The sequence below is a fragment of the Phreatobacter aquiterrae genome, assembly GCF_053471285.1.
The window spans coordinates 416431-442308 of the sequence record NZ_JBJPHW010000001.1 but is presented as its reverse complement, the minus strand read 5'-3'; the positions used below and the strand labels follow the sequence as shown (position 1 = coordinate 442308).

At 67.9% G+C, this 25878-nt stretch carries 24 protein-coding genes; 7 read left to right on the top strand and 17 right to left on the bottom strand.

The window, feature by feature from the left end; genetic code table 11:
• Positions 1-26 precede the first annotated feature (26 nt).
• Positions 27-782: an SDR family NAD(P)-dependent oxidoreductase gene (locus ACJ4V0_RS02095; protein WP_448297883.1), complete on the top strand. Its 756-nt coding sequence runs from the start codon at positions 27-29 to the stop codon at positions 780-782.
• 286 nt (positions 783-1068) lie between these two features.
• Here ACJ4V0_RS02095 and ACJ4V0_RS02090 read toward each other — a convergent pair whose 3' ends face one another.
• The 5 genes from ACJ4V0_RS02090 to ACJ4V0_RS02070 all read right to left on the bottom strand — a co-directional run bounded on the left by ACJ4V0_RS02090 (position 1069) and on the right by ACJ4V0_RS02070 (position 5118).
• Positions 1069-1833, bottom strand: coding sequence for an SDR family oxidoreductase (locus ACJ4V0_RS02090; RefSeq protein WP_448297882.1), 765 nt, complete (start codon positions 1831-1833; stop codon positions 1069-1071).
• An 81-nt stretch (positions 1834-1914) separates the two neighbouring features.
• Positions 1915-3150, bottom strand: a complete 1236-nt coding sequence (locus ACJ4V0_RS02085; RefSeq protein WP_448297881.1) for an acyl-CoA dehydrogenase family protein — start codon at positions 3148-3150, stop codon at positions 1915-1917.
• Positions 3151-3180: 30 nt separating this feature from the next.
• On the bottom strand, positions 3181-3864 hold the full coding sequence (locus ACJ4V0_RS02080; RefSeq protein ID WP_448297880.1) for a TetR/AcrR family transcriptional regulator: 684 nt from the start codon (positions 3862-3864) through the stop codon (positions 3181-3183).
• A 115-nt stretch (positions 3865-3979) separates the two neighbouring features.
• Complete coding sequence (locus ACJ4V0_RS02075) at positions 3980-4708, bottom strand: aspartate/glutamate racemase family protein (RefSeq protein WP_448297879.1); 729 nt, start codon at positions 4706-4708, stop codon at positions 3980-3982.
• Positions 4705-5118 carry a DUF3830 family protein gene (locus ACJ4V0_RS02070; RefSeq protein ID WP_448297878.1) on the bottom strand — a complete coding sequence of 138 codons (414 nt, stop codon included), beginning with the start codon at positions 5116-5118 and terminating at the stop codon, positions 4705-4707. The genes ACJ4V0_RS02075 and ACJ4V0_RS02070 overlap by 4 nt, the downstream gene beginning before the upstream one ends.
• Before the next feature lie 157 nt (positions 5119-5275).
• Between ACJ4V0_RS02070 and ACJ4V0_RS02065 the strand changes: the two genes are divergently transcribed.
• Positions 5276-6286 (top strand): Gfo/Idh/MocA family protein, encoded by a 1011-nt coding sequence (locus ACJ4V0_RS02065; RefSeq protein ID WP_448297877.1) that lies wholly within the window; start codon positions 5276-5278, stop codon positions 6284-6286.
• A gap of 36 nt (positions 6287-6322) precedes the next feature.
• Here ACJ4V0_RS02065 and ACJ4V0_RS02060 read toward each other — a convergent pair whose 3' ends face one another.
• The 7 genes from ACJ4V0_RS02060 to ACJ4V0_RS02030 form a co-directional block, all read right to left on the bottom strand.
• A complete protein-coding gene (locus ACJ4V0_RS02060) occupies positions 6323-8383 on the bottom strand; it encodes a 3-hydroxyacyl-CoA dehydrogenase NAD-binding domain-containing protein (protein ID WP_448297971.1) in 2061 nt (686 codons plus the stop codon).
• Positions 8384-8426: 43 nt separating this feature from the next.
• Positions 8427-9218 (bottom strand): SDR family NAD(P)-dependent oxidoreductase, encoded by a 792-nt coding sequence (locus ACJ4V0_RS02055; RefSeq protein WP_448297876.1) that lies wholly within the window; start codon positions 9216-9218, stop codon positions 8427-8429.
• A 36-nt stretch (positions 9219-9254) separates the two neighbouring features.
• On the bottom strand, positions 9255-10217 hold the full coding sequence (locus ACJ4V0_RS02050; protein WP_448297875.1) for an alpha/beta fold hydrolase: 963 nt from the start codon (positions 10215-10217) through the stop codon (positions 9255-9257).
• A 103-nt stretch (positions 10218-10320) separates the two neighbouring features.
• Positions 10321-11007: a glutathione S-transferase family protein gene (locus ACJ4V0_RS02045; RefSeq protein ID WP_448297874.1), complete on the bottom strand. Its 687-nt coding sequence runs from the start codon at positions 11005-11007 to the stop codon at positions 10321-10323.
• 30 nt (positions 11008-11037) lie between these two features.
• Entirely contained in the window at positions 11038-12456 is a 1419-nt protein-coding gene (locus ACJ4V0_RS02040) for a M20 family metallopeptidase (RefSeq protein WP_448297873.1), read from the bottom strand.
• Between the two features lie 349 nt (positions 12457-12805).
• Positions 12806-13603, bottom strand: coding sequence for a crotonase/enoyl-CoA hydratase family protein (locus tag ACJ4V0_RS02035; protein WP_448297970.1), 798 nt, complete (start codon positions 13601-13603; stop codon positions 12806-12808).
• A 350-nt stretch (positions 13604-13953) separates the two neighbouring features.
• Entirely contained in the window at positions 13954-15186 is a 1233-nt protein-coding gene (locus ACJ4V0_RS02030) for a winged helix-turn-helix domain-containing protein (RefSeq protein ID WP_448297872.1), read from the bottom strand.
• Positions 15187-15427: 241 nt separating this feature from the next.
• Between ACJ4V0_RS02030 and ACJ4V0_RS02025 the strand changes: the two genes are divergently transcribed.
• From ACJ4V0_RS02025 to ACJ4V0_RS02015, 3 genes are all read left to right on the top strand, one after another.
• Positions 15428-16378 carry an aldo/keto reductase gene (locus tag ACJ4V0_RS02025; RefSeq protein ID WP_448297871.1) on the top strand — a complete coding sequence of 317 codons (951 nt, stop codon included), beginning with the start codon at positions 15428-15430 and terminating at the stop codon, positions 16376-16378.
• Positions 16379-16662: 284 nt separating this feature from the next.
• On the top strand, positions 16663-17109 hold the full coding sequence (locus tag ACJ4V0_RS02020) for a hypothetical protein (RefSeq protein WP_448297870.1): 447 nt from the start codon (positions 16663-16665) through the stop codon (positions 17107-17109).
• Positions 17110-17273: 164 nt separating this feature from the next.
• A complete protein-coding gene (locus ACJ4V0_RS02015; RefSeq protein WP_448297869.1) occupies positions 17274-18743 on the top strand; it encodes a TadE/TadG family type IV pilus assembly protein in 1470 nt (489 codons plus the stop codon).
• Between the two features lie 102 nt (positions 18744-18845).
• Here ACJ4V0_RS02015 and ACJ4V0_RS21545 read toward each other — a convergent pair whose 3' ends face one another.
• Positions 18846-20150, bottom strand: a complete 1305-nt coding sequence (locus ACJ4V0_RS21545; protein ID WP_527248922.1) for a methyl-accepting chemotaxis protein — start codon at positions 20148-20150, stop codon at positions 18846-18848.
• A gap of 563 nt (positions 20151-20713) precedes the next feature.
• Here ACJ4V0_RS21545 and ACJ4V0_RS02000 point away from each other — a divergent pair.
• The gene (locus ACJ4V0_RS02000; RefSeq protein WP_448297968.1) at positions 20714-21124 is read left to right on the top strand and encodes a group II truncated hemoglobin; all 411 of its coding nucleotides are present in this window, start codon (positions 20714-20716) and stop codon (positions 21122-21124) included.
• A 107-nt stretch (positions 21125-21231) separates the two neighbouring features.
• On the opposite strand, the gene ACJ4V0_RS01995 is transcribed toward ACJ4V0_RS02000, so the two are convergent.
• From ACJ4V0_RS01995 to ACJ4V0_RS01980, 4 genes are read right to left on the bottom strand one after another with little or no spacing between them, the layout of a single operon-like run.
• Positions 21232-22299 (bottom strand): sulfate/molybdate ABC transporter ATP-binding protein, encoded by a 1068-nt coding sequence (locus ACJ4V0_RS01995; protein WP_448297967.1) that lies wholly within the window; start codon positions 22297-22299, stop codon positions 21232-21234.
• The gene (cysW, locus tag ACJ4V0_RS01990) at positions 22295-23158 is read right to left on the bottom strand and encodes a sulfate ABC transporter permease subunit CysW (protein WP_448297868.1); all 864 of its coding nucleotides are present in this window, start codon (positions 23156-23158) and stop codon (positions 22295-22297) included. Before cysW ends, ACJ4V0_RS01995 begins: the two co-directional genes overlap by 5 nt.
• A complete protein-coding gene (gene cysT / locus ACJ4V0_RS01985; RefSeq protein ID WP_448297867.1) occupies positions 23151-24014 on the bottom strand; it encodes a sulfate ABC transporter permease subunit CysT in 864 nt (287 codons plus the stop codon). The genes cysW and cysT overlap by 8 nt, the downstream gene beginning before the upstream one ends.
• A complete protein-coding gene (locus ACJ4V0_RS01980; protein WP_448297866.1) occupies positions 24011-25081 on the bottom strand; it encodes a sulfate ABC transporter substrate-binding protein in 1071 nt (356 codons plus the stop codon). The genes cysT and ACJ4V0_RS01980 overlap by 4 nt, the downstream gene beginning before the upstream one ends.
• Positions 25082-25538: 457 nt before the next feature.
• Here ACJ4V0_RS01980 and ACJ4V0_RS01975 point away from each other — a divergent pair, with 457 nt between their 5' ends.
• The gene (locus ACJ4V0_RS01975) at positions 25539-25877 is read left to right on the top strand and encodes a DUF2849 domain-containing protein (protein WP_448297865.1); all 339 of its coding nucleotides are present in this window, start codon (positions 25539-25541) and stop codon (positions 25875-25877) included.
• Position 25878: the final 1 nt, after the last annotated feature.

Genomic DNA, 25878 nt, shown 5'->3' with positions numbered 1-25878 from the left:
ACGGCCGGCAATCACGGGAGTGCATCATGGATTTCACCGGCAAGGTGGCGCTGGTCACCGGCGGCGCATCGGGCATCGGCGAGGCGGCGACGCGCGCCTTCGCGAAGGCCGGCGCGAAAGTCGCCTTCACCTACATTTCCAGCGGCGCCGAAGCGAACGCGCTGGAGGAGGAGATCAGGAAGGCCGGCGGCCAGGCGCTCGCCATCAAGGCGGACCTGACGAAGCACGACGAGACGGATGCGGCCTTCGCCGCCGTCCTGCGTGCCTTCGGCACGCTGGACGTGGTCTTCACCAATGCCGGCGGCATCCTGAAGCGGGTCGGCACGGCCGAGTCGACGCTCGACCTGTGGCAACGCACCTTCGACCTCAACGTCATGTCGACCTACCTGACCTGCCAGGCGGCGGCGAAGATCATGGGCGAGAAGAAGTCGGGCGCCATCGTCACCATGTCCTCGCTCGCCGCCATGGACGGCGGCGGGCCGGGCGCCCTGCACTACGCCTCGTCGAAGGGCGCCATCGTCACCTATACCCGGGCGCTGGCGAAGGAACTCGGGCCGCTCGGAATCCGTGTCAACGGCGTCGCGCCGGGGCTGATCGCCACGCGCTTCCACGTGCAGTTCAACACGCCGGAGGGCCGCCGGTCGGCCGTCGAGGGAACCCCGCTGAAGCGCGAGGGCACGGCCGAGGACGTCGCCAACCTCGTGCTCTTCCTCGCCTCCGACAAGGCCTCGTTCATCACCGGGGAGACGGTGCAGATCAACGGCGGACGCGGGCTGTATTGAAGGCTGGAATCGACAGCCATCGGGCCGATTCTTCCTGCACCAATGAATTGCGTCCTTCGAGGCTCGCCGAGGCTCGCACCTCAGGATGAGGAGGGGTGTGAATGGCACCTCGGTTGAATGAGGCTCATCGGACGAGCGCGATCCGACTCTGATGCCCGACGCCACCCGCCCTCATCCTGAGGTGCGAGCCGCCGTCAGGATGCAGGCGCATCTTGACGGCGGCTCGCCTCGAAGGACGCACTTGCGATTGTGCAGGGCGGCCGTTGCGGTGTGGGAAGGCGGCCATTCAGATCGTCACGCCGCCGTCGACCACCAGGCACTGTCCCGTCATGTAGGACGACGCCTTCGAGCCGAGATAGACGGCAGCACCGGCGATCTCGTCGGGGTCGCCGATGCGGCGCAGCGGCGTCTCGCGCTCGCGCTCCTCGCGGGCCGCCTTGTCCTCCCACAGCGCCTTGGCGAAATCGGTCTTGATCAGGCCGGGGGCGATGCAGTTCACGCGCACGTTGTGACGCCCGTATTCGTGGGCGAGGTTGCGGGCGAGTTGCATGTCGGCGGCCTTGGAAATGCAGTAGGCGCCGATCACCTCCGAGCCGCGCAGGCCGCCGATGGAGGAGACGATGATGACCGAGCCGTCCTTCCGCCCGATCATCTCCGGCACAACCATCGAGATCAGCCAGTTGTTGGCGACGATGTTGTTGGTGAGGATCTTGCCGAAGGCATCGTCCGAGATGCCCGCCATCGGCCCGTAATAGGGGTTGGAGGCGGCGTTGCAGACCAGCACGTCGATGCGGCCGAGCTGGGCCCGCGTCTCGTCGACGAGGCGCTGGAGATCGTCCTTCGAGGAGATGTTGGCGGGCACGACGATGGCCGTTCCCGCGCCGTGCTTCGCGTTGATGGCGCTCGCCACCTCCTCGCAGGGGCCCGCCTTGCGCGAGGAGATGACGACCTTCGCACCATGCTCGGCCATGCGCTCGGCGATCGCCCGGCCGATGCCGCGCGAGGAGCCGGTGATGACGGCGACCTTGCCCGTCATGTCGAAGAGATTCATGGGGTTTCCTCCGGGACGGGCTTGCGGCACCGGCGGCGGGCGGCCGGAACGTGGCCGCCCGTCACCGATTGCCGATTGCCCTCAGTGGTTCGTGTACTTGCCCATCTCCATCCGCGCGATGGAGCGGTTGTGCACCTCGTCCGGACCGTCGGCGAGGCGCAGCGTGCGGATGTGGGCATAGGACTTGGCGAGACCGAAGTCGGTGGTCACGCCGCCGCCGCCATGGGCCTGGATGGCGTCGTCGATGACCTTGAGGGCGATGCGGGGGGCCGCCACCTTGATCATGGCGATCTCAAGCTTGGCGACCTTGTTGCCGACCTTGTCCATCATGTCCGCCGCCTTGAGGCAGAGGAGGCGCGTCATCTCGATGTCGATGCGGGCCTCGGCGATGCGCTGCTCCCACACCGACTGTTCGGAGACGCGCTTGCCGAAGGCGACGCGCGACTGCAGGCGCTTGATCATCTTCTCCAGCGCCACCTCGGCGACGCCGATGGTGCGCATGCAGTGATGGATGCGGCCAGGTCCCAGGCGCCCCTGGGCGATCTCGAAGCCGCGGCCCTCGCCGAGGATCAGGTTCTCGGCGGGAACGCGGACGTTCTCCAGCAGCACCTCGGAATGGCCGTGCGGCGCATCGTCGAAGCCGAAGACCGGCAGATGGCGCAGCACCTTCACGCCGGGAGCGTCGAGCGGCACGAGGATCTGCGACTGCTGCAGGTGCCGGGCCGCGCCCGTGTCGGTCTTGCCCATGACGATGGCGATCTTGCAGCGCGGATCACCGACGCCGGAGGACCACCACTTGCGGCCGTTGACGACATAGTGGTCGCCGTCGCGGCGGATCGAGGTCTCGATGTTGGTGGCGTCCGAGGAGGCCACAGCCGGCTCGGTCATCAGGAAGGCCGAGCGGATCTGGCCGGCCATGAGCGGACGAAGCCAGGTCTCCTTCTGGTACTTCGAGCCGTAGCGGTGCAGCACCTCCATGTTGCCGGTGTCCGGTGCCGAGCAGTTGAACACCTCGGAACCGAAGCCGACCCGGCCCATCTGCTCGGAGCACATGGCGTATTCAAGGTTGGTCAGGCCGGCGCCGTGGAACTCGTCGTCGTCATGCTCGGCGGAGGGCGGCAGGAAGAGGTTCCACAGGCCCTCCGCCTTCGCCTTGGCCTTCAGTTCCTCCAGGACGGGGACGACCTGCCAGCGGTTGGCGCCGAAGCCCTCCATCTGGGCGTCGTAGGTCGGCATCGCCGGATAGACATGGGCGTTCATGAAGGCGATCACGCGGTCGCGCCAGTGACGCTGGCGTTCGGACATCGAGAAATCCATGGACTTCCTCTCCTTGCTTGGGTGTTTCGATCAGGCTTGGGGTTTGACGAGGCTGCGCTCGACCAGCGCGATGAACTCGGTGCGGATACGGACGAGATCGACGCCCTCGGGGTCGAGCACCCACTGGGCCATGATGCCGCGCAGGGCCGCCGACAGGATCAGGGCCTGCGTGCGCGCATCGATGTCCGGCCGGATGTCCCCGGCCTCGATCGAGCTGCGGATCAGGCGGCCGAAATCGGTGGCCGATTCCCGGTTGAAGGCGGCGACCGCCTCGGCAAGGGCCGGCTTGTGGGCCGCGCCCATCAGCACCGCGATATAGGCGCGCATCTTGACCATGCCGACCGCCGGACGCCCGAACGAGGCGTCGATCGTGGCCATGAGGGTGGCGAGACCGGTCGTGCCGCGCTGACGCTCCCGGCGCAGCAGATTGAACTCGTCGTGGATGGCCTCGGCCATGGCGGCGAGCAACTCGTCCTTGGATCTGAAATAGTGGCCGGCGAGGCCGCGGCTGTAGCCGGCGCGCTCTCCCGCTTCGGCGAGCGTCAGCCCGTCGACGCCCTTCTCCGCGACGATGTCGGCGGCAGCCGCCAGCACCCGGCTCTCCGCCTCGGCGCGGCGCTCCGCCTGGGTCCGTCTGCGGCGGATGGCGACGGGTTCAGCGGAGGCCTGTGCCTCCCCCTCCACCCGCGCGGCCCTCCGCGATACGGCGCCCATCCCTGTCATCCCCATGTCATCTTATTTGCTTGCTAGCAAACAAATAACAAATCCTTGCCCTGGTCAATACGGACGTCACCGGAATGGCCGGATGGGGGATGGAAGGTGATGCGCCTCAGCCGAAGCGGCGCGGCCTCAGGCCGGCATGGAACCAGGTGATCATCGAATAGATGTCATAGACCGGCAGGCCGACGGCCTCGCGCAGCGCCGCCGCATAGGGCGGCATGTTGGTGCATTCCAGCACGATGGCGCCGACCTCCGGGTGGCGGGCGACGAGGTCGCGCCCCGCCGCGACGATGTCCGCCTCGGCAAGCGCAATGTCCATGTCGGTCTTCTCCGCCTTGATCAGCACGCGGAAGAACTCGCGACCATTCTCCGTGCCGACGACCGGCACGTCGCGCGGCACGCCGGCGGCGTCGAGATGGGCGTCGGTGAGCGACCCCCGGCTGACCGTGATCACCCCGACGCGCTGGCCGGGCGGCAGGGTCGCCTGGACCCAGGGCACCTGCATCAGCGATGAGGTTGCGACCGGGACGTTGACGGCCTCGGCCAGTTCGCGCTGGAACAGCGAGAGGAAGCCGCAATTGGTGGTGATGGCTTCGGCGCCAAGATCGACGAGGTCGCGGGCGGCGGCGATAAAGTCCGGCAGCAGGCCGCGCGCGCCCTGCAGCACGACGCGCTCGGGATCGGCGCCGCGCACCACCCGAAACAGCACGGGGAACGGCCAGGTCGTGCCGTTGCCCATGTCGCCGGGGATGCGGGGAAAGCGCGCCTCCAGCATGAGGATGCCGAGCGGCGCGCCATAGATGGCCTTGCCACCGGCTGCGATGCGCGGAGCCGTCACAGCGCGTCGAAGCGAATGGGGTGGGCGCCCTTCAGAAGGACGAGGCGGCCGAGCGGATGGACGTTCTCCATGCCCTCGATGATGGTCAGGAAGTGGTTGCCTGCAAGCTGGCCCGCCTTGGAGGCGAAGCAGACCGGGCCATAGGCCATGAGGATCTCGGTCTCGGACACGCCGCCGGGATAGAGGATGATCTGGCCGGGCGCCGGGTAGCTGGTGGCGTTCTCGTAGTCGACACCGAAGTTCAGGTCGCCCAGCGGCATCCAGACGCCCTCGCCGCTCCAGCGCACATGGATGATCTCCGAGATGAAGGGCAGCGCCTTCTCAAAGGCGGCGCAGGTCTTCGGCGCGACCTCGGTCTCGAGCTTCGCGACGAAGGTGTAGGGGCCGGCGGTGATCTTGATCTTCTTCATGGGACGCTCCGAAAGGAGTTGGGAAAGTGCATGGGAGCCGGCAGCGAGGCAAGCGCCAAAGCGCGCCCCCGCGACTGGTCGGCGCGCCGCAAATCCCGCACACTCCGTCCCGAGCCGCGCGCCAGACGCGGCGCGTGGGCGAAACGGGGAACTGGGCATGGCGCGCATCCGCATCGGCATCATCGGGCTCGGCAATGCGGTGGAGCCGCATGCGAAGAGCCTCCTCGATCTTGCCGACCGGGTCGAGGTGGTCGTCGTCGCCTCGCGCACGGAGGATCGCCTGCGCGCCTTCGCACAGCGCTTCGCCTTCCCGATGACCACCGATGTCGAGGGAGTGCTGGCCACGCGCGACATCGATGCGGTGTGGATCCTGACCCCGCCGAACTCGCATCTCGAACTGGTCCGGCAGGCCGCCGAAGGCCGCAAGCACGTCCTGCTGGAAAAGCCGCTCGACATCACGCTGGAGCGCGCCGGCGCCATCGTCGACACGATGCGTCAGGCCGACCTGACGCTCGCCGTGACGCTGCAGCACCACTTCCGGCCGGCGGCGGTGAGGCTGAAGGCGGCGATGCAGGGCGGCGAACTCGGCGACATCGGCGCCGCCACCTGCACGGTGCCGTGGTGGCGGCCGCAAGCCTATTACGACCAGCCCGGCCGCTGCACGCTCGCCCGCGACGGCGGCGGCGTGCTGATCACCCAGGCCATCCACACGCTCGACCTGTTCCGTTCGCTGGTCGGCGAGATCACGGTGACCGCCGCCACGGCGGCAACGACGGCCGTCCACCGCATGGAGACCGAGGATTTCGCCGCCGCGCTGATCCGCCTCGGCAACGGCGCACCCGGCGTCATCCAGGCCACCACGGCCGCCTATCCGGGCGGCGAGGAGCGCATCGAGATCATGGGGACGCTCGGCACCGCCTGGCTCGCCGGCGGCAACCTCCGGGTGGCCTTTATCGACGGCCGCGAGGAGGCGGTGCGCCACGAGGGCGCCACCGGCGGCGGCGCCAATGTCATGGACTTTCCCCACGACTGGCACCGGGCGCTGATCACCGACTTCCTCGACGCGATCAAGGAAGGGCGGGACCCCGTCGTCTCAGGCGACGAGGCCCTGAAGAGCCAGGAGCTGATCGGCGAGATTCTCGACAAGGCGGGCTGGCGGACGGCGTAAGGCGGCGGCAGGTGCGGTCCGCCGCCCGGCCGGTCCTCACAGGTCCCTGAACCCCTTGCCTTCCGCGACGAGCCTTTCCAGCAGGGCCGAGGGCCTGAAGTCGGCGCCGTGGCGGCCCTCGAACTCCTTCATGACGCGCAGCACTTCGGCAAGGCCCACCGTATCGCCGTAGAACATGGGGCCGCCGCGATAGACCGGCCAGCCGTAACCGTTGATCCAGACGATATCGATGTCGGAGGCGCGGATGGCCTTGCCCTCCTCGAGGATCTTCGCGCCCTCGTTGATCATCGGATAGATGCAGCGCTGCAGGATCTCCTCGTCGGAAATCTCCCGCCTGTTGATGCCCTTCTTCGCGGCGAGATCGAGGATGATCTTCTCGGTGACGGGCGAGGGCTTCGCCACCCGGTTCTCGTCGTAGTCGTAGAAGCCGGCGCCAGTCTTCTGGCCGCGGCGGTCCATCTCGCACAGGATCTCGCGCGGCGTCTCGCCCTTCGAGGTCTCGCGCGACCAGCCGATGTCGAGGCCGGCGAGGTCGCTCATGGCAAAGGGGCCCATGGGCAGGCCGAAGTCGTAGAGGACGCGGTCGACATCCCAGGGCATGGCGCCCTCGAGGATCAGCTTGTTCGCCTCGCGCTGGCGCTGGGCCAGCATGCGGTTGCCGACGAAGCCGTGGCAGACCCCCACGAGGACGCCCACCTTGCCGATCTTCTTGGCGAGCCCCATGGCCGTGGCGATGACGTCCGTCGCGGTCTTGTCGCCGCGCACCACCTCGAGGAGGCGCATGACATTGGCGGGCGAGAAGAAGTGCATGCCGATGACGTCCTCCGGCCGCGTCGTCATCGCGGCGATCTGGTTGACGTCGAGATAGGAGGTGTTGGTGGCGAGGATGGCGCCCTTCTTCGCGATGGCGTCGAGCTTGCCGAAGACCTCCTTCTTGATCTCCATGTTCTCGAACACCGCCTCGATGATGAGGTCGCAGTCGGCGAGCGCCGTGAGGTCGAGCGAGGGCGTGAAGCGGCCCATGCGCGTCTCGACGTCGGCCATCGACAGGCGGCCGCGCTTCGCCGTGTTCTCGTAGTTCTTGCGGATGACGGACAGGCCGCGGTCGAGCGCCTCCTGCTTCGTCTCGACGATGGTGACGGGGATGCCGACATTGACGAAGTTCATGGCGATGCCGCCGCCCATGGTGCCGGCGCCGATGATGCCGACCGTCTCGATCCGGCGCGTCGGCGTGGTCTCGGGCACGTCGGGGATCTTGGCGGCCTGTCGCTCGGCGAAGAAGACGTAGCGCTGGGCGATGGACTGGGTGCCGACCATCAGCCGCATGATGGTGTCGCGCTCGAACTTCAGGCCCTCGTCGAAGGGCATGGTCACGGCCGCCTCGATGCACTGGATGCAGGCCTCCGGCGCCTCGAAGCCGCGGAACCTGCGCGCATTGGCCTTGCGGAAGGCGGCGAAGACGGCCGGATCGGCGGAGAGCTTGTCGGTCCGGTCACGGACCTTCTTCAGCGGGGCTGCCTCGGCGATCAGCTTCCCGGCGAAGGCGATGGCATCAGCCCGGAGCGAGCCGTCGCCCACCACCGCATCGACGAGGCCGTGAGACGCCGCCTCGGACGCCTTCATCGGCTCGCCGAAAGCGATGACCTCCAGCGCGCGCTCGACGCCGACGAGGCGCGGCAGGCGCTGGGTGCCGCCGGCGCCGGGCACGAGGCCGAGCTTGACCTCGGGAAGGCCGAGCCTCGCCGAGGGCACCGCAACGCGATAGTGGCAGGAGAGCGCCAGTTCGAGACCGCCTCCGAGCGCCGTACCGTGGATGGCGGCGACGACGGGCTTCGGCGAGGCTTCGAGGATGGCGTTCACCTCGCCGAGGGGTACGCCCTTCGGCGGCTTGCCGAACTCGGTGATGTCGGCGCCGGCGATGAAGGTGCGGCCGGCGCAATGAATGACGATGGCCTTCACGGCGGAATCGCCCCCCGCCTTCTGCACGGCTTCGGCGATGCCGGTGCGCACGTTGGCGGAGAGCGCGTTGACCGGCGGAGAATTGACGGTGACGACGGCGACGGCGCCCTCGGTTGCGAGATCGACGACTTCGTTGATGGCGGTCACGGGCAACTCCTGGAAAGGCTGAGAGGCTGGACGGTCAGCGCGGGCGCTGGCCGGCGAAGGGCAGGGTGGAGGACAGGCCGCCATCGACCGGGAAGGCCTGGCCGTTGACGTAGCTCGCCTCGTCGCTGGCGAGGAAGGCCGCCATGGCGGCGATCTCCTCGGGCTGGCCGGGGCGATTGAGCGGGTTGAGCTGGCCGAGCTTGCCCTCGCTGCCGCGCTTGCGGGCATGGTCGAAGATCGGAACCGTCATGCCGGTCTCGATGAGGCCGGGGCAGACCGCGTTGACCCGCACGCCGGTGCCGTAGAAGGCGTTGGCGGCCGTCTGCACGAGGCTGATGACGCCGGCCTTGGAGGCCGAGTAGGGTGCGCCGCCGGCATTGGCCTTCAGGCCCGCCACCGAGGCGGTGCAGACGATGGAGCCTCCTCCCTGCGCGATCATCAGCGGGGCGACCTCGCGGATGGCGAGGAAGGGGCCGATCAGGTTGACGCGCAGGATCTCCTGCCAAGTGTCGACCGTCAGGTCGAAGAAGGGCGTCAGGCCGCCTGATATCCCGGCATTGGCGTGGATGGCGTCGATGCCGCCGAACTCGGAGACGGTGCGGGCGACGTAGGCCTTCACGTCGGCCTCGCGGCCGGCATCCGCCGCCATGGCGACGGCGGTCGCGCCGGTCGCCCGGATCTCCTTGGCCACGGCCTCGACTGCCTCGGCGCTGCGATCGACGAGGAATACCGACGCGCCCTCGCGCGCAAAGAGGCGGGCGCTCGCCCGCCCGATACCGCTGGCCGCGCCCGTGACGATGGTGCGCTTGCCGGTGAGCCTGCCCATGCGGTCCTCCCGAGACCTTCTTGTTGGCGGCCCCGTTTACGGGGTCCGGTCCTGAGCCTCCCAGGCCCCCAGCACCGTCCGCATGGCGGTGACGAGAGCGAGCGGCTGGTCGATCAGCACGTGATGCTGCGCCTCGGGGATCTCGAGGAAGATCGTCCCTTTCGGCGCCCGCTGGCGAACGTAGGTCTTCACCTCGTCGGGGAACAGCACCGAATCCGAGCCCCAGGTGATGGCGAGACGGCAGGTCGCGGCGGCGAGGTCCTCGGCCGGCTCGCGCCGTTTCATGCGCGACCACATGAAGGGATCGAAGCGCCAGGTCCAGCCGCTGGCGCCGTCCGCCTTCTTCACCTCGCGCAGCGAATGGCGGGCGATGTTGTCGACGACATAGAGGTTCTCGGCGGTCTGGGCCGGCATCAGCCGGAAGCGGGCCAGCGCCTGCTCGAAGCTGTCGTAGATCACCGTGTCGCGCGGTTCGCGCGATGGCGGGCGGCCGAAGTCGCGCTTCGCCCGCAATTCCTTCGACATGAAGGGTGAGTCGATGGTCATCAGGCCGCCGATGCGCTCGCCATGGGTCGCGGCGAAGGCCATGCCGGGAAAGCTGCCGAAGGAATGCGACACGACGACCGGCTTGACCGGTCCCTCGTCGAGCCCCGTCGCCCCAAGGGTCGAGAGCATCTCCCCCATCAGGTCGTCCATGGTGTAGGCGGGACGCCAGTCCGAGCCGCCCATGCCCGACCACGAGGAGGCCACCACGCGGTGGCTGGCAGCGAAGAACGGCGCGAGGTGGCTCCACCAGTCGGCATGAGCCGAACCGCCATGCAGCAGCAGGAGGCCCGGTTTGCCGCGCTCGCCCCAGGCGAGCGTCTCGATGGTGACGCCGGCACCCTGGTGGGAGGAACGCTCGGGCTCCATCGCCAGCGCATCGACGAACCATTGCGGCGCCGGCGGCTTTGCCCCGGCGAAGGGGACCAGTGGGGCGGGGATCGGCTCACTGGCCATGCATCTGTCCCGGTGATTGACGTTTGCGGCAAGCATTCACCCCGCACCCCGCCGTCGCAATAGGCCGAACGGCAGGCGCGGGGTTCATGTGGCGGACGATGCGTCAGCCCGCCTTCTTCAGGTGGCCGAACATGATGGCGCGGGCCTCCTCGTCCATCTTCGCCTTGAAGGTGAAGCGGTCCTTCAGGGCGACAGCGCGAGCCGCGGCCGGGCGGGCCGCGATGGCGTCGTGGAGACGCCTGACGTTCGGATAGCGCGACCAGGCCTCGTCGCCGAGGACGAAGGGCACCATGCGCACCCATCCCCACAGCGCCATGTCGACGATGGAATAGGCGCCGCCCACCATCCAGTCGCGACCGGCAAGGTGCTGCTCGACCACCTTCAGGTGGCGGTCGGCCTCGTACTGGTAGCGGTCGTGGGCATAGGGGACCGGCTCCGGCACGAAATGCTTGAAGTGGACGGCCTGGCCGAAATAGGGGCCGATGCCGGTCGCCACGAACATGAGCCAGGACAGGAGTTCGCCCCGTGCCTTCGCGTCAGAGGCGGGCGGCAGGAACTGGCCGGTCTTCTCGGCGAGATAGAGCAGGATGGCGTTCGAATCGAAGACCACCGCATCGCCATCGACGATGGCCGGCACCTTGCCGTTGGGGTTGATGGCGAGATAGTCCGGCGCGAACTGCGCGCCGGTGCGGGTGTCGACTGGGACAGGCTCGTAGGCGAGCCCGCTCTCCTCGAGGAAGAGCGCGATCTTGGTCGGATTGGGCGAGCCGTTGAAATAGAAGCGGATCATCGGGGGACCTTTCGGGGGGTGGGGTACGGCTCAGCCGGCGGACATGGTGAGCGGCGGGCCGATGTCGTCCGGGATCGGACAGACATAGGGCGTCGTCTTCGTGCGCCGGGCAAGGTCAGCCTTGGCGGCCTCCATGAGCGCCGGATTGGTGAGAACCGCGGCACCCGTCGCCGCCATGGCCTTGGCGACCTGCACCATGGCCTTGTGGGCGGCGGGCATCTTGCCCTGCGCCACCACCTGCCAGGTGTGGAACGGCGTGCCGACCGCCACCGTCGGCGCATGGGCCTGCACGGTGGGAACGACCCAGCTGACGTCGCCGACATCGGTCGAGCCGATCAGCGGGTTGCGCTTGGCGTCGAGCGGCACGGTGAAATCGGCCAGCGGCCTGTCCTCCGGCTCGAGGCCGATGGTGCGATAGACGCTCGCGATGTCCTGCGGGGTGAGGGTCGCCTGGATCTTGCGCGCAAACTCCTTGTCGGCATCGTCGAAATGCGGCGGGCCGAGCTCCTCCATGATGCCCTGCAGGGCCTGTTCCAAAGGCGTGTTGCCGACGATGTTGGAGACGGCGGAGATGATCTTCATCTCCATCTTCGTCTCGGTCATCAGGGCGGCGCCCTCGGCGATCTTGTTCACGCGCGCGACGAGCTCGAGCATGCCCGGCAGGTCGCGGGCGCGGATCGAGTAGCGCACCCGCGCATGGGCCTGCACGACGTTCGGCGCGATCCCGCCGGTGTCGAGCAGCGCGTAATGGACGCGCGCGTCCGAGGGCATGTGCTCGCGCATGTAGTTGACGCCGACATTCATCAGTTCGACCGCGTCGAGGGCGGAGCGGCCAAGATGCGGCGAGGCGGCGGCGTGCGAGGCCTTGCCGGTGAAGATGAAGTCGGCGCGGGTGTTGGCGAGCGACAGCGGCGGGGAGACCTCCCACCAGCTTCCCGGGTGCCAGGTGATGGCGACGTCGGCGTCCTCGAAGGCGCCGGCGCGCACCATGAAGGCCTTGGCGGCGCCGCCCTCTTCCGCCGGGCAGCCGTAGTAGCGAACGCGGCCGGGCAGGCCGTTCTCGGCGAGCCAGTTCTTCATGGCGGTGGCGGCGAGCAGCGCCGCGGAGCCGAGCAGGTTGTGGCCGCAGCCATGGCCGTGGCCACCGGTCTCGACCGGTCGATGCTCGGCGACGCCGGCCTCCTGGCTGAGGCCGGGGAGCGCGTCATATTCGCCGAGGAAGCAGATGACCGGACCGCCCTCGCCCGCCTCGCCCATGACGGCGGTGGGGATGCCGGCGACGGCCTCCGTGACGCGGAAGCCCTCGGCCTTCAACTGGGCCGTATGCTCGACGCAGGAGCGCGCCTCGGTGTAGCAGACTTCGGGCATGCCCCAGACGCGGTCGGAGAGTTCGATGAGGCGGCCTGATGCCGCGTCCACCTGCCGCCACAGGTCGCTTCGGTTGTCCATGATGCCCTCGGGGTCGAAAAGGAAGGGCGCATATCACTGCCGCGCCGCAGCGAAGTCCAGCGCGCCTGTGCATGGGTGGGGCGTTTCCAGGGGCGGGCTGCGGGCTGGGAGCGGCGCGTCCCTGCACGACCGAAGTGCGTCCTTCGAGGCTGGCCACCGGACGATGCTGACGCATCGCCGGGGCTCGCACCTCAGGATGAGGAGGATTGGAGATCTGCTTCTGCGCCCGTCTGGCACTGCGGGCGGCCTTGTCGCAACCGCGGTGCAAACCCTGCCCTCCTCATCCTGAGGTGCGAGGGCCCCGGCCCGAGCCTCGAAGGACGCACTTGGCTGGTGCAGGGCTCCTCCCTCAATCCGCGAATCGCGGCGGGCGCTTCTCCATGTTGGCGGTCACCGCCTCGATCTGGTTGGCCGAACCGAGGATTGCCTGCTGCTCCACCGATTCCATCATCAGCCCCTCGGCCGGGCTGATGACATTCGCGGCGTTGAGCAGCCGCTTGGCGGCGCGGATGGCGTCCGGGTTCTTCGCGGCGATCTCCCGCGCGACGGCGAGGGCCGCGGCGCGCGGATCGGTCTCGATGCGGGTGACGAGGCCGAGGCCCAGCGCCTCCGTGCCGCTCACGACCCGGCCGGTATAGGTCAGGTCGCGCACGACATCGTCGCGGCAGAGGTGGCGAAGGAGCTGCGTTCCGGCGACATCCGGCACGAGGCCCCATTTGATCTCCATGATGGAGAGTTTCGCATCCGCCTTGGCGAAACGCATGTCGGCGCCGAGCGCCACCTGCAGGCCGCCGCCATAGGCAACGCCGTGGACGGCGCAGATCACCGGCACGGCAAGCTCGCGCCAGCACCAGGCGGAGGCCTGCGGCCGGTTGGCGATGCCGTGGGTGCGGGCGGTGAGGTCGCGGAGGCTTGCGTCGCCGCCCGCCTGCATGGCCTGGAAGGAGGCGAAGTCGAGCCCGGCGCAGAAGGCGCGTCCCTCGCCGGACAGCACGGCGGCGCGCACGCCCTTCGTATCGCGGACGAAGGCCGCAGCCTCGATCAGCGCGTCGAACATGGCATGGTCGAGCGCGTTCATCTTGTCGGGCCGGTCGAGGCGGATGTCGGCGACGCCATCCTCGATGGTCACGGCGATGCGGTCGCGGATGCGGGTGGCGGTCATGGTCTGTCTCCCTCGGGACATTGTGGGAGAGGCCGGTGACGGGTTGAAGCCGGCCGTTCGGGAGGGAAGAGCCTGCCGCGGTTATGCTCTCTGGATGGATGCGATGTCGCCTTGTACCGCCGAGGTGCGTCCTTCGAGGCTTGGGCTCAGGCCCTCGCGCCTCAGGATGAGGAGGATTGTGATTTGCATCCGCGACGATGAACCTCGACCGTCGGGTGACATCGGAAGCTGATGCAGGTCATCCCACCTCCTCATCCTGAGGTGCGAGCCCAGGGCGATGCGTCAGCATCGTCCGTCGGCGAGCCTCGAAGGACGCACTGGCGCAATGCAGGGCTTCAGCCCTTCAGAACGTCGGCCAGAGCCGACGCCAGATCACCTCGCAGCTCGACCCGCACCTGCTCCAGTCCGAGCCAGCGGGCCATGAGCCGGAGCTCGGCGGCCAGTGGCTCGACGACGCGGGACGCCGACGCCCCCTCCTCTAGGTGGGCGGCCTGAACCACCAGCGTCGACCTTGCGCGGTCGGCCTTGAGGTCGACCCGCGCCACCAGCGTGTCGCCGAGCAGGAAGGGCAGCACGTAGTAGCCGTGGGTGCGCTTGTCGGCAGGCGTGTAGGTCTCGAGGCGGATGCGGGCGCCGAACAGGCCCTCGGTGCGTTCGCGCTGCCAGACCAGCGGATCGAAGGGCGCGAGCAGGGCGCGGGCCTCGACCCGGCGGGGGATGCGCGCGTCCTTCGCCAGATAGGCCGGATGGCGGAAGCCCTCGACGGTGACGGGAACGAGATCGCTGCTCTCGACCAGTTCGGCGACAGCCCGCCGCGTCCCGGCGACGCCGAGGCGGTAGTAGTCGCGCAGGCATCGTTCCGTGGCGACGCCGAGCGCCACCGAGGAGAGCCTGACGAGTTCCCGGTGGGCGCTCGCCTCGTCCGGCGTCGGCGCCTCGACGATGGCGCGCGGCAGGATACGCTCGGTCAGGTCATAGACCCGCTCGAAGGCGCTGCGCCGGGTCGCCGTGGTGACGATGCCGGCCCAGAACAGCCACTCGATGGCGCGCTTGCCCTCCGACCAGCCCCACCAGCCCCCCTCGCCCTTGTGGTCGTGGGAGAGTTCTCCCGCCGCCTTGGGCCCCTCGGCCTCGATCTCGCGGCGGACCTCCTCGATGAGGGCGGCCCGCTCGCGGCCGAAGGTGGCCAGGCCGGTGTAGACGCCCTCGCCGCGGCGGGCGCGCTCCATCCGCCAGCGCAGCAGCGGCTGCAGCGCCACCGGCAGGTAGGAAGCCTCGTGCCCCCAGTATTCGAACAGCGACCGCCGCCGGCCGGCATAAGCGAGCGCGTCGATGTCGGCGGTGTCGTAGGGGCCGAGGCGCGAGAAGCCCGGCAGGGTGTGGGCTCTGGCGATGACATTGACCGAATCGATCTGGATGACGCCGAGACTCTCCGCCATGCGCTTCAGGTGCCGCCTCTCCCCGGCATGGCTCTCGCGGCGGTGAAGTCCGGACAGGTCGAAGCCCTGCGCGGCGATGGCGATGCGGCGGGCCTGTTTCAGGGAGAGGCTGTCAGGGCGAGGAGGCATGGCGTGACACTGGGGAAGACTGCTTCCGGCATAGGGAGGGGATAGATTGCCGGCCACCCGAAAACTGGCAGCAATTTCTTTCGCGGGCAAAGCCAGCCTGCGCCTCGTTTCGCCCCCTCGCGTGGCTGCCATGCTGACAGAATCCGGCGGGCAACTTGTCCCGGGATGGCGGGGTGGGGTTAATCTCGCCGCCTCGTGATCCAAATCCGCCGAGGAGGCCGCCATGACCCGGAGCCAGCCCATGACGAAACGCCCCCTCGGCCGCACCGGCCTCACCATCGCCCCGCTCGTCTTCGGCGGCAATGTCTTCGGCTGGACGGCGGACGAGGCCATGTCCTTCGGGCTGCTCGACCGCTTCGTCGATGCCGGCTTCGACGCGGTCGACACCGCCGATGTCTATTCCGCCTGGGCACCGGGCCATTCCGGCGGCGAGAGCGAGACCATCATCGGCAAGTGGATGAAGGCGCGCGGCACGCGCTCGAAGATCACCCTGATCACCAAGGTCGGCTCGCCCATGGGCGAGGGCAAGAAGGGCCTCTCGGCGCGCTATATCCCCGAGGCTGTGGAAGCCTCGCTGAGGCGCCTGCAGACCGACGTGATCGATCTCTACCTGTCGCACTGGCCGGACCCGGAGACGCCCTACGAGGAGACGCTCAGTGCCTACGAGAAGCTGGTGAAGGCGGGCAAGGTGCGCGCCATCGGCTGCTCGAACCTCGACGCCGACCAGCTCAAGGCCTCGCTGGAGGCGGCGGGGGCGCACAAGCTGCCGCGCTACGAGGTGCTGCAGCCGGAATACAACCTGCATGACCGGGCGAAATTCGAGGGGCCGCTGGCCGATCTCTGCCTCGCCGAGGATATCGGCGTCATCACCTACTTCTCGCTGGCCAAGGGCTTCCTCTCGGGCAAGTACCGCTCGGAGGCGGATCTGGGGAAGAGCCCGCGCGGCGAGCGCGGCGTCAGGCCTTACCTGACCGAGCGCGGTTTCCGCATCCTCAAGGTCCTGGACGCGGTGTCGGCAGCGCACGGCGCGAAGCCGGCGGAGGTGGCGGTCGCCTGGCTCATGCACAAGAAGGCCGTCACCGCGCCGATCGCCAGCGCCACGACGCTGGAGCAGATGGAGAGCCTCATCCGCTCCGCCTCGGTCAGCCTCAGCGCCGAGGACATGGCGGCGCTCGACGCCGCAGGCGCCTGAACGAGGGGTCGTGACAGCCGGACGGGCGGAATGACAAAAACGCGGCACCCTGATACCGTGATCAAGTGTAGCTGCACCTGAACTGTTTCCGGATGTTGTCCGCACTATTGTCTTCGCACCAATGACGGTGCAGAAGACTGCCGTTGCATCATCTGGTTGAGAGCGGGTTCGCGGGGCCGGTCTCGATGCCAGGCACATCCCCCCACCGGTCCCCTGTCCGCGGCGAGAGCGTCCATGTTCGCCGATCACTGCAACTGCCCGGCCGCGTCATGATGCGACGTATCATGCAAGGCGCGCTCTGCATCGGCGCCGTCGCGGCAGGGACCGGGACGGCGCATGCCGAATGGCGCGTGCGCGAGTTGCAGGAATCGTCCGGGTCCGGGCCGGCGATCGAGATGTCCTACCGCAGCTCCGGCGAGCGGCTGACCATGCTGTGCAGCGCCGGCGCGGCCTTCGTCTCCTTTGCGCCGGGCTACCGGCTTCCGGAGGTTCCGGGCGGCACGTTCGACGGTCACTACAGCGTCGACAATGGACCGCTGAAACCCATCCGCTGGCGCGTAACGCAGTTCTCGGCCTTCGTGACGGCCCGCTTCGCCGAACTGTTCCTCGCCGATATCGCAGGCGCGGCGCAGGTCTTCATCAAGTTTCCGGCCGTCGAACAGACCTATGACGTGACGCCTCTGTCGCAGCACGCCAGGCAATTGAGGTCCATCTGCCGCCTCGGCGGCTGAGGACGGAGGCGGCCGCGCCCGCGTCCCGGTTCACCGAAACCACTTCCGGATCATTCACCACTTCCAAACGTCGCGGACGCGTCGGGCTTCCCTTAGGGGATTGTTCAACGCGCACGGGGTATCGAGTTGTTTCACGATCCGAAGCCAACCGAGCGACGTTCCCCATGCCCCTCGCCCGCCTTCGCGAAGCCTTCACCGCCTTCTTGTCCCGTGCCCGCCGCGACACGTCCGGCGTCGTCGCCGTGCTCTTCGCCATCAGCGCGGTGCCGCTGCTGATCGGGATCGGCGCGGGCGTCGACTATTCGCGCCTGTCCTCTGCCAGGACCGCGGCCCAGTCGGCGGCCGATGCCGCGGCGCTGGCGGCAGCCTCTTCGCGCATCGAGTCCGAACCGAGCATGAAGCTGGTGGCGGACAGCTATGCCACGGCCAATCTGCGCGGCTCCAACGCCGACGGCTCGCGGATCACGGAATTCGCCTACCAGTCCGGCAAGCGCGAGGTGACGCTCGCCATCACCGGCGCCGTGCCCACCACATTCATGAGCATCGCCGGCATCCACACCCTGCCCTACCGGGCGGAGGCGAGGGCCATTCGCGGCCTCAACGGCACGACCGAACTGGTGCTGGTGCTCGACAACACCTGGTCCATGGTCGGCGACAAGCTGGTCGCGCTGAAGCAGTCGGCGGAAGACCTCGTCGTCGCCCTGCGCCAGGACCCCAACGCCGACGTGAAGATCGGCGTCGTGCCCTATGCCGACTACGTCAATGTCGGCACGGCCAATCGCAACGCCACCTGGCTGTCGGTGCCCGCCGACTACAGCGTCACCAGCCAAAAGACCTGCGTCACCAAGACGACGAAATCCGTCTGCACCAAAGGCGCCGCCAAGACCTGCACCCGTGTCGTCGACGGCCGCTCCGAGACCTATGACTGCACGCCTTCGACCTGCGTGGATCAGACGGTCGCGCCCTACGAATCCTGCTCGGGCGGCGGCACGACCCACTATCGCTGGTATGGCTGCGTCGGCTCGCGCACCTCGGGCTCGCTGCGGCTGAACGACACCCAGCCCTCGACGCCCTATCCGGGCTACCTCGCCACAAGCCAGAACTGCCTCAATCCGATCGTGCCGCTGACCGCGAGCCAGTCGACGGTCGTCTCTGCCATTCGCAACATGATCGTCAATGTCGGCAGCTACAAGCCGTCCACCTACATTCCCAGCGGCCTGATCTGGGGCGTCAACGTCCTGTCGCCGTCCGCGCCCTTCTCGGAGGGCGCCGCCTACGACGCCGGCAACCGCCGCCCGCGCAAGGTCATGGTGCTGATGACGGACGGCGCCAACACGCTGCGCTTCAACACCGCCGACGGTCGCCACCTCGCCCCCAACGGCAATGCGACGAACCAGGCGAACCAGCTTGCCCAGACCTATTCCGACATGAACGCGATCTGCACCTACGCCAAGCAGCAGCAGATCGAGATCTTCACGGTCGCCTTCGACATCACCGACCCCGTCGCCATGTCGGCCATGCGCAACTGCGCCACCTCGCCCGGCCATGCCTTCGACGCCAAGGACCGCCAGTCCTTGGCCGATGCGTTCAAGAACATCGCGTTGTCGCTGACCAACGTGCGCATCACGCGGTAGGCGCCGCGGCACACATCCGCCGGATACGAAAACGGGGCCCGCTTCAAGAAAGCCGGACCCCGTTCTTCGATGTGTCGCCGGCAGACGCCGGCCCCTATCGGCTCAGGCCGCCTTGATCGTCTCGAAGAAGCGGCCGATCTGCTCGCGCAGGTTGCGGGCCTGATCGGAGAGGTTGGTCGCCGCGTCGAGCATGGTCGACGAGGTCGCCCCGGTGTCGGCGGCGGCGTCGCTGACACCGGAGATGTTGCTCGAGACCTCCTGCGTGCCGCGCGCCGCCTCCTGGATGTTGCGGGCGATCTCCTCGATGGCGGCCTGCTGCTGGGCAAGCGAGTCGGAGATGCTGGTGGTGATCGAGTTGATCTCCTCGATGGTCGATCCGATCCCGGTGATGGACACCACCGACTGCTGCGTCGCGGCCTGCACGGCGGCAATCTGCTGGCTGATCTCGTCGGTCGCCTTCGCGGTCTGGCCGGCGAGGCTCTTCACCTCGCTCGCCACCACGGCGAAACCCTTGCCCGCCTCGCCGGCGCGCGCCGCCTCGATGGTGGCGTTGAGCGCCAGGAGGTTGGTCTGGCCGGCGATGTTGGCGATCAGGCTGACCACCTCGCCGATCTTGTGCGCCGTCTCGGCGAGGCCATCCATGGTCACCTTGGACTGACGCGCCTGGTTGACCGCCTGGGTCGCCACCGTGGTCTGCTGATCCACCTGCCGGCCGATCTCGCGGACCGCGGTCGACAGTTCCTCCGAGGCGGCGGCGACGGTCTGGACGTTGGAGGCGGACTGCTCGGAGGCCGCCGCCACGGCCGTCGCCTGCCGGGTGGTCTCCTCGGCATTGGCGGCAAGCCCGTTCGCCGTGGCGCTGAGCGTGTGCGATGAGCCGTCCAGCGCCTTCAGGGCGACGGTGACCTCCCCGTTGAAGTCGGTGATGGCCTCCTGCATCTTGGCCTGGCGGCGCTGGCGGTCGGCCAGAAGCGCATCCTGATAGACCGATATGGCCAGGTCCATGTCGGCCAAGACGGCGGTGTTCAGGGCGACCAGTATCCGCGACAGCTTGCCCGGCTTCCACTTGTAGGCGGCGATGGCGATGTCGGTGAGCTGGCACAGCACGAAGCTGTAGCCGCCGATGTACCAGCGGGGCTCGAGGCCGATCTTGTTGTGAACCAGCCCGATAGTCCTGACGCCGTCCATGTAGGCGGGGTCGAATGTGCCGGCGAACAGCTTGGCCCAGTGGCCGCCCTGTGCCGCCTTCAGCCGCGGGATGTTGCTGCCGACCAGGGCGGCAAGCTTCGGCTCGCTGGTGACGTGGCGATAGAAGCCATCGAGGATCGTCGGCAGCTTCGGCTCGACGATGGCCCAGAGTTCGCGCAGCAATTGCCCGGTCTCTTCATCGATGCGCATGAAACGCATGCGCGTTTCACGGTCACTCGACATGTCAGGCGGAAAGGTTCCCGGAGCGTTGTTCATGCCGTTTCTCCAACTATTCGCATTCAAGCGAACAATTTGACATCGTTTTCGCGATCGGGGGAGGTCGCAATTGCCATTGGGATCGGCTGCTCTTCAGTTGATCCACTGATTCTGTAAAATGCTCCCTGCACAATTAACAAGCAATTAATGGTAATTGGCCTCGCCGTTACACTTTCCGCCAACACGAATACTATGTTCGATAGCGCGCATAAGTTGAAACCGCGTCGGCGCAGGCTTGCCTGTCGAGCGGGCGACCGGCGTTCCGGCGGCGCGGCCCACCGGCTCGAGACAGGCCGCGCGAACCGCGATAGGAACCCAGAGGGTCGGGCGGCCAGCCGGTTGATGCCGATCAAGTGCAATCTGCGCAGCGATTCCCACATTCGCCGGCGTGTCGCGCATGGCAGCCCCGCAGACGGAGGATTTCAATGAGTTGTCGCAGTGCCTCGGTCAGCCAGGGATCTCCCTGTGCCGAAGGCGGGGAGCAGACCGCGCCCGACCGGCCCCGACTGGGGACTACGGCGGACCGGCCGGCGCAGCCGGCTCCCCTGTCGGCCTATGACCTGATCGGCGGCGCGGACGGCATCCGGCGCCTGACGCGCCGCTTCTACGCGCTGATGGACAGCCTGCCGGAGGCGGCGGCCTGCCGTGCCGTGCATCCGCCGAGCCTGGAGCGCGCCGAGCAGCGGCTGTTCGAATATCTGTCCGGCTGGCTCGGCGGGCCGCCGCTGTTCGTCGAGCGTCACGGTGCGCCGATGCTCCGCCGCCGGCACTTCTCCGCCCGCATCAGCACGCCGGAGGTCGAGGGCTGGCTGTTGTGCTTCCTCAGGGCCTGGGACGACACCGTCGAAGATCGCGCGCTCGGCGAGGCCGTTCTGCCGCAGGTCGAGGCCCTCGCGCACCACATGCGCAACGCCTGAGGGTCCGCCTGCTAGTCCACGCGCCCGACCATCGCCTGGATATCATGGCAAGGCTCCATCCGCGCGCGGGCTCGCCGCCGGGCTGGGCCGTGTCAGGCTCAGCGGGATCAGTCCTCCCGATCCCGGTCGAAGAGCCGGCTCGTATCAAGCCGGAGGCCGACCGTGTCGCCCCGCGCGAACCTCTCCGCAAGAGCGACCTCCACGTCAAGGGCGGGCAGCGCGCGGTCGAGCAGGACATCCAGCCTGCGGCTGGCACCGGCGCGGGTGACACCCGTCACGGTGCCCGTGAGGCCGGTGGCGCCGGACCTGTCCACGGCCGCGTCCTGCGGCCGCACGAACAGCCAGGCCGGTCCATCTCTGCGGCCGGCGGGAGCAGGACCGATCACGGCGGAAGCCGCGCGGACGAGACCGCCCTCGACGACCACCGGCAGGCGCGTGGCGTTGCCAACAAAGCCGGCGACAAAGGCCGTAGCGGGCGTATCGAGAATCTCATCCGGAGAGCCGACCTGCTCGATCCGGCCACGGTTGAGGATGGCGACACGGTCGGCGAGTTCGAGCGCCTCGTCCTGGTCGTGGGTGACGAAGATCGTCGTGTGCCCGGTCCTGTCGTGAATCTCGCGCAGCCAGCGTCGGAGGTCCTTGCGCACCTGCGCGTCGAGGGCGCCGAAGGGCTCGTCGAGAAGCAGCACGCGCGGCTCCACGGCCAGAGCACGCGCCAGGGCGACGCGCTGGCGCTGGCCGCCGGAGAGCTGGCCGGGGAAGCGGCGGCCAAAGTCCGGCAACTGAACCAGATCGAGCAGTTCCTGCACCCGCCGGCGGATCTCCTGCCGCGGCGGACGCTGCGCGCGAGGCCGCACGGTCAGGCCATAGGCGATGTTGTCGGCTACCGTCATGTGCCGGAACAGAGCGTATTGCTGGAAGACGAAGCCGACCTGGCGGTCCTGGACGCTGAGGGATGTCGCATCCTCCGCTCCGAACAGGACCTGCCCGGCCGAAATCGGCTCAAGGCCGGCGATCACGCGCAAGAGCGTCGTCTTGCCCGAGCCCGACGGACCGAGCAGGGCGATCAGTTCGCCCGGCCGGATCTCGAGGTCGATGCCGTCGAGGGCGCGCGTGCCGGTGAAGTGCTTCGCGACGCCGCGAACGCCAATCCCGGTCCTGCCCTGTTGTTCAATGCCGGTGATGCCCTGCAAGCGAGTCGCCGTATTGCCATTCAATAAGAGACTTGCCGAGGAGTGTGACGAGAGCAAGGAGGGCGAGGAGGGAGGCGACGGCGAAGGCGCCAACGAAATTGTACTCATTGTAGAGAATCTCCACGTGGAGCGGCATGGTGTTGGTCTGGCCGCGGATATGGCCGGAGACGACGGCGACGGCGCCGAACTCGCCCATGGCCCGGGCGTTGCACAGCAGGACGCCGTAAAGCAGCGCCCAGCGCACATTCGGCAGGGTGACGGTCAGGAAGGCGCGCAGGCCCGAGGCGCCGAGCGTCAGGGCCGCCTCCTCCTCGCTCGTTCCCTGCTCCTGCATCAGCGGAATGAGCTCCCGCGCGATGAAGGGCAGGGTCACGAAGGTGGTCGCCAGGACGATGCCCGGCAGCGCGAAAATGATCTTGATGTCGTTGGTGTCGAGCCAGGGACCGAACAGACCCTGGGCGCCGAAGAGCAGCACGAAGACGAGACCGGAGACCACCGGCGAGACCGAGAAGGGCAGGTCGATGAAGGTGATCAGCAGGCTCTTGCCGGGAAACTCGAATTTGGCGATGGCCCAGGCCGCGGCGACCCCGAAGACGAGATTGAGCGGCACCGTGATGGCGGCGACGGTCAGGGTCAGCCAGATGGCGGAATAGGTCGCCTCGTCGGCGAAGACCTCGTGCAGCGCGCCAAACCCCTTGCGCAGCGCCTCCGTGAAGACCGCGCCGAGCGGCAGCAGCACGATCAGGGCCATGTAGCCGACCGCAACGAGGATGAGGACCCATTGCACCCAGCGCGGCTCGCCGGTGGAGGCAGGGCGACTGCTGCCCGGAACGTCAGACATCACCAAGCCTCCTCCGGCTCCACGCCTGGATCAGGTTGATGACCAGGAGGCTGAGGAAGGAAATGGCGAGCATGATGGTCGCGATGGCGGTTGCCCCCGTGTAGTTGAACTCCTCGAGCTGAACGATGATCAGCAGAGGGGCGATCTCCGAGATGAAGGGCATGTTGCCCGCGATGAAGATGACGGAGCCGTATTCGCCGACAGCGCGGGCGAAGGCGAGCGCGAAGCCGGTGAGGATCGCGGGCACGAGAGTCGGCAGGATCACCCGCACGATGGTCTGGAGCCGGTTGGCGCCGAGTGTCGCGGAGGCCTCCTCCACCTCCTTGTCGAGGTCGAGGAGAACCGGCTGCACGGTGCGCACGACGAAGGGCAGGCCGATGAAGACCAGCGCGACGAAGATGCCGTAGGGGGTGAAGGCGACCTTCAGTCCGAACAGGTGGTCAAGGACCGACCCCACCCAGCCATTGGTCGCGTAGATCGCTGCCAGCGCGATGCCGGCAACCGCCGTCGGCAGGGCGAAGGGCAGATCGACGATGGCATCGAGAACGGCACGGCCAGGGAACCGGTAGCGCGTCAGCACCCAGGCGATGACGACGCCGAAGACGGCGTTCAGCAGCGCCGCCGCGAGCGACAGGTAGAAGCTGGTCTCGAGCGCGGCCCTGACGCGTGGCGTGGTGGCGATGTCCCACAGCCCGGAAAGGCCGACCCCGGACGCGCGCCAGACCAGCACGGCGAGCGGAATCAGGACGATCAGCGAGAGATAGGCCAGAGTGAAACCGAGCGTCAGGCCGAAGCCGGGCAAGGCGCTCGCTTTCGCTCTCGGAAGAGCCCAGGCCGGGAAAGCGAGAGCCGTCATCGGCTCGCAGCCCCGGGGCGGTGGATCTGGTCGAACACGCCGCCGTCGGAGAAGTGGACCGTCTGGGCCTTTGCCCAGCCCCCGAAGACGCCGTCGATGGTGACGAGCTTGATCTGCGGGAAGCGCGCAAGATCCGCTGCGTCGGCGTGTTCCGGCCGGTTCGGGCGATAAAAGTTGCGCGCGATGATCTTCTGGGCCTCGGGAGTGTAGAGGAACTCGAGATAGGCCTGGGCGACGGCGCGCGTGCCGCGCTTGTCGACGACCTGATCGACGATGGTGACCGGCGGCTCCGCCAGGATCGACAACGTTGGAAACACGATCTCGAACTTGTCCTCGCCGAATTCCTTGCGGGCGAGATGAGCCTCGTTCTCCCACGAGATGAACACGTCGCCGACATTGCGCTGGGCAAAGGTGGTCAGCGAGCCGCGGGCCCCGGTGTCGAGCACGGAGACGTTGCGGTAGATCGCCTCGACGAAGCGCTTGGCGGCCTCCTCGTTGTTGTTGGTGCGGGCCAGTTCGTAGGCCCAGGCGGCCAGATAGTTCCAGCGCGCGCCGCCCGACGTCTTCGGGTTCGGCGTCACCACGCCGACGCCGGGTTTGGCTAGGTCCGACCAATCCTTGACGCCCTTCGGGTTGCCCTTGCGGACGATGAACACGATGGTCGAGGTGTAGGGCGAGGAATTGTTCGGCAACCGGGTCTGCCAGTTGGCCGGCAGCTTCCGGGAGTGCTGGGCAATGGCGTCGATGTCGCCGGCCAGGGCCAGTGTCACCACATCCGCGTCGAGGCCGTCGATGACGGAGCGCGCCTGCCGGCCGGAACCGCCATGCGAGGTCCGGATCGTGACCTGCTGGCCCGTCTTCTCGCGCCAATGGCGGACGAAGGCCTCGTTGATGACGCGGTAGAGTTCGCGGGTGGGGTCATAGGACACGTTGACGAGGGTCACGGGCGCCGGAGCCTGCGCCGTGGCAGGACCGCCCGGCAGGGCGGAGGTGCCGATGCCGGCCGCCAGACCGAGGCCCGTTGCAAGGATGGAGCGCCGCGAGGGGGCGTCAAAATGGCTCGACATTGTCGTCTCCCGATGTCGGTGAATGCGCCACAGACGATGCCAACACAGCCCGTCAATCAACCGCAATTCGCATCAAGACGAGAAAAAAGACACTGCTTCCCCGCCAGAGAACCGGGCGCAAACAACAATTCCTTCTCTTGTCGGGCCGAGAGGAGAATTCGCTCCGGCAGCACAGAGACGCAGCGCCCGTCGCCGGCCCGATGAACCTACCACAGTTCAGGCGCTGTCATCGCGTCTCCCGCCGTGCGGCGGATGCCTCCGCCCGCACAGCGGCAATGCGCGATGCGCCGCAGAGAATAGTCACCTCCCGGGCAACCCCGTTCGGAGATGCAAATCCTCTTTCCTGAGCGGACCACCGAAGCTGGTTCTTATTTTCTCGGAAAGTCACTTAACCCGTTGTCATATCGAACTATTCTGACGTAGTTCGACATCCCCCGGCCGCTCGGCGGAGCTTTTCATGGCGCCTGGAAAACAGAAAATTCTCCTCCCCGCGATCCTGCTGGCCAACGACCTGAAGGACGGCGACGTCGTCTTTCGGTCGGGCGCAGGCTGGTCGCGCGATCCCGCGGAGGCGCTGGTGGCAGAGGATGAGCCGGCCGCCCTCGCGCTCGAGGATGTCGCGGCGACGGCTCTCGCGCGCGGCGAGGTCGTCGATGCCTATCTGGTCGATGTCACGCTGCGCGACGACGGCCTGCCGGTGCCGAACCATTTCCGCGAGCGCTTCAAGATCTCGGGCCCGTCCATCCGCCCCGACCTCGGCAAGCAGGCCGACTACCCCCATCTGCGCCGGAGCTAGC

Bases quoted from the DNA above. Each gene is read 5' to 3' on its own strand.
- ACJ4V0_RS02095 (WP_448297883.1), top strand. From the start codon at position 27: ATGGATTTCACCGGCAAGGTGGCGCTGGTCACCGGCGGCGCATCGGGC.
- ACJ4V0_RS02090 (WP_448297882.1), bottom strand. From the start codon at position 1,833: ATGAATCTCTTCGACATGACGGGCAAGGTCGCCGTCATCACCGGCTCC.
- ACJ4V0_RS02085 (WP_448297881.1), bottom strand. From the start codon at position 3,150: ATGGATTTCTCGATGTCCGAACGCCAGCGTCACTGGCGCGACCGCGTG.
- ACJ4V0_RS02080 (WP_448297880.1), bottom strand. From the start codon at position 3,864: ATGGGCGCCGTATCGCGGAGGGCCGCGCGGGTGGAGGGGGAGGCACAG.
- ACJ4V0_RS02070 (WP_448297878.1), bottom strand. From the start codon at position 5,118: ATGAAGAAGATCAAGATCACCGCCGGCCCCTACACCTTCGTCGCGAAG.
- ACJ4V0_RS02065 (WP_448297877.1), top strand. From the start codon at position 5,276: ATGGCGCGCATCCGCATCGGCATCATCGGGCTCGGCAATGCGGTGGAG.
- ACJ4V0_RS02055 (WP_448297876.1), bottom strand. From the start codon at position 9,218: ATGGGCAGGCTCACCGGCAAGCGCACCATCGTCACGGGCGCGGCCAGC.
- ACJ4V0_RS02050 (WP_448297875.1), bottom strand. From the start codon at position 10,217: ATGGCCAGTGAGCCGATCCCCGCCCCACTGGTCCCCTTCGCCGGGGCA.
- ACJ4V0_RS02045 (WP_448297874.1), bottom strand. From the start codon at position 11,007: ATGATCCGCTTCTATTTCAACGGCTCGCCCAATCCGACCAAGATCGCG.
- ACJ4V0_RS02040 (WP_448297873.1), bottom strand. From the start codon at position 12,456: ATGGACAACCGAAGCGACCTGTGGCGGCAGGTGGACGCGGCATCAGGC.
- ACJ4V0_RS02030 (WP_448297872.1), bottom strand. From the start codon at position 15,186: ATGCCTCCTCGCCCTGACAGCCTCTCCCTGAAACAGGCCCGCCGCATC.
- ACJ4V0_RS02025 (WP_448297871.1), top strand. From the start codon at position 15,428: ATGACGAAACGCCCCCTCGGCCGCACCGGCCTCACCATCGCCCCGCTC.
- ACJ4V0_RS02020 (WP_448297870.1), top strand. From the start codon at position 16,663: ATGCAAGGCGCGCTCTGCATCGGCGCCGTCGCGGCAGGGACCGGGACG.
- ACJ4V0_RS02015 (WP_448297869.1), top strand. From the start codon at position 17,274: ATGCCCCTCGCCCGCCTTCGCGAAGCCTTCACCGCCTTCTTGTCCCGT.
- ACJ4V0_RS21545 (WP_527248922.1), bottom strand. From the start codon at position 20,150: ATGCGTTTCATGCGCATCGATGAAGAGACCGGGCAATTGCTGCGCGAA.
- cysW (WP_448297868.1), bottom strand. From the start codon at position 23,158: ATGTCTGACGTTCCGGGCAGCAGTCGCCCTGCCTCCACCGGCGAGCCG.
- cysT (WP_448297867.1), bottom strand. From the start codon at position 24,014: ATGACGGCTCTCGCTTTCCCGGCCTGGGCTCTTCCGAGAGCGAAAGCG.
- ACJ4V0_RS01980 (WP_448297866.1), bottom strand. From the start codon at position 25,081: ATGTCGAGCCATTTTGACGCCCCCTCGCGGCGCTCCATCCTTGCAACG.
- ACJ4V0_RS01975 (WP_448297865.1), top strand. From the start codon at position 25,539: ATGGCGCCTGGAAAACAGAAAATTCTCCTCCCCGCGATCCTGCTGGCC.